The sequence below is a fragment of the Micromonospora tarensis genome (assembly GCF_016803395.1).
In the GTDB taxonomy this organism is placed as follows: domain Bacteria; phylum Actinomycetota; class Actinomycetes; order Mycobacteriales; family Micromonosporaceae; genus Micromonospora; species Micromonospora tarensis.
In genome coordinates, this window is sequence record NZ_JAEVHL010000447.1 from 1 (window position 1) to 2,280 (window position 2,280).

A 2,280-nucleotide genomic window follows, 5' to 3' on the forward strand; every position below is an offset into this window, starting at 1 on the left:
GGCCCGGTGGCCGGCGTCGAGCGTCCCACCGGCGAGGCGGACCCGCTCGGGCGAGCGCCAGCAGGCCGCTGCCCTGCGACGGCGGGGCGGGCAACGGCCCGGCCGGCGCGGCGGCGTTGGCCACTGTCACCTCGACCTGGTCGCCGTCGCGAGCCAGCCGCACCTGCACCGGGGCACCCGGTGCGTACCGGGCCGCGTTGGTGAGCGCCTCACGGACGATCCGGTGCGCCGCGTGACCGGTCATCGCCGGCAGGTCGGTGACCTCCGGGGCGGCGTCCAGCCGTACCGCCATGCCGGCCTCCCGGGCGCCACCGACCAGGTCGGCGACGGTCTCCCCACTCGGACGCAGCGACGCGCCACCCTCCTCGCGGAGCAGCCCGATAATCTCGTGCAGCCGCTCGGTGGCGGCCGAGACACTGGCCCGCAACTCCCCCGCCGCGACCCGGTGCCGGTCGTCGAGGTCGGCGGCGACCTCCAGGGCGGCGGCGCGCAGCGCGATCAGGCTCAGGTCGTGACCGAGCGAGTCGTGCATCTCGCCGGCGATCCGAGCCCGCTCCCGCAGCCGGATCCGCTCGGCGGCGCCGCGCTCCTCGCGGACCAGCGCGTCGACGTGCCGGCGGCCCGCGTCGGCCAACTCCTGCTGCTGGCGCCGGTACCGGCCGACCAGCCAGGGGAACACGGCGGCGAAGAGCAGCACCGAGGCGAGCAGGAACCAGGTGGCCGCGCCGGTACCGAGCAGGCCCAGGTTGAGTGCCGTGCCACCGGCCGCGATCAGCACGAAGACCACGACCGCCGGGCCCGCGGTGGCGCTGCGCCGTCCCGCGAGATAGCTGAAGATCGGAATGGCGAACACGAAGTTGCCGTCGACCACCGATCCGAGCACCACCAGCACCAGGGCGACCAACGGCTGACGTCGACTCGCCGCCACCGTCACGGCGAGCAGCAGCAGCTTGCCGACCAGCAGCGGCAACGCGTACCGCGAGAAGGGCGGGTCGACCCCGGCGTAGCCGACCGGGGCGGCGACCACCGCCCAGAGCAGCACGTCCAGCAGCAGGCGACGCCACCGGTCCGACCACACCGGCGGTGCGCAGTCCAGGATCCGCACGGCCGCCAGGCTACCGACGCCCGACCTGGGCGGACACCGACGAAAGTCAGGTGTTCAGCCGCTCTCCTCGGCCCAGACCCGCCAGTCGTCGAGGACGCCGTGCAGCGCCGGGGTGAGCCAACCCGGCGCGGAGCGCCGGAACACGCCCGGGTCCATCGCCCCGGCGCCGTCGGGCAACGCGCCGAGCAGGTTCGGCACCAGGTCGGTGAGGTTCGTCCAGTGCACCAGCTCCGGCCTGCTCGGCCAGGCGCCGATGACCACACCGGCCGGCACCGCCCGGCGGTCCAGCGCCTCCAGGGTCAGCGCGGTGTGGTTCAGCGTGCCCAACCCGGCGCGGGCGACCACCACGGCCGGGGCGCCGAGCGACACCGCCAGGTCGGCCATCGTCCACAACTCGCCCGACGGGCGCAGCCCCATCGGGACCAGCAGCCCACCCGCGCCCTCGATCAACACCAGGTCGTGCTTGTCGGCCTCCTCCCGCACCGCGTCCACCGCCGCGTACAACTCCAACGGCGGCAGCTCGGCGACCCGGGCGGCGGCCAACGGCGCGAGCGGGTCCGGGTAGCTGGCCAGGGTCCGCCCGGTCAGCGGAGCAGCCAGCCGGTTGACCGCGTCCACGTCGCCGGGCTCACCACCGGCGGTGCCGGTCTGGCCGGGTTTGATCACGGCCACCCGTAGCCCGGCGGCCTGCGCGGCGGCCGCGATCGCCGCGGTCACCACTGTCTTACCGACCTCGGTGTCCGTGCCGGTCACCACTACCGGCCCCTGCCAAGCGCTCACCGGACCACCTCTGTTCGAGACTGCGAAGCTCGCCGACCCGGCGCACTCCTGGCGCTCACGGTGCCGCCTCTGTTCGCGACTGCGGGGCTCGCAAACCCGGCTCACTCCTCGCGCTCACGGTGCGCACTCCACGATCACGGCCAGCGCCCGCTCGAACTCGGCGCGGGGCACCCCGGCGCTGATCGTGAGTCGCAGCCGGGAGCGGGTGTCCGGGGTGGACGGGGGTCGGAAACAGCCCACCGCGACACCCCGGTCGCGGCAGTCGGCGGCCCAGGCGCTCGCCGCCTCCGGCCCGGGGGCGGTCACCGAGACCACCGCCGCGTCCGGGGTCGAGACGGTCAGCCCGGCCGCCCGCAGTCGACCGACCGCCAGCGTCACCCGGTCGGACAGCTCCG

The 2,280-nt window shown here is 75.3% G+C and carries 3 protein-coding genes; all 3 read right to left on the reverse strand.

The window, feature by feature from the left end:
* On the reverse strand, window positions 1-1,105 hold a 1,105-nt coding region (locus JM949_RS35315; protein WP_309232456.1), incomplete at its 3' end, for a sensor histidine kinase.
* A gap of 54 nt (window positions 1,106-1,159) precedes the next feature.
* Window positions 1,160-1,885, reverse strand: a complete 726-nt coding sequence (bioD, locus tag JM949_RS35320) for a dethiobiotin synthase (protein ID WP_203152389.1) — start codon at window positions 1,883-1,885, stop codon at window positions 1,160-1,162.
* A 114-nt stretch (window positions 1,886-1,999) separates the two neighbouring features.
* Window positions 2,000-2,280 (reverse strand): aminotransferase class I/II-fold pyridoxal phosphate-dependent enzyme (locus tag JM949_RS35325; RefSeq protein WP_203152390.1); only part of this gene is annotated, 281 nt, incomplete at its 5' end.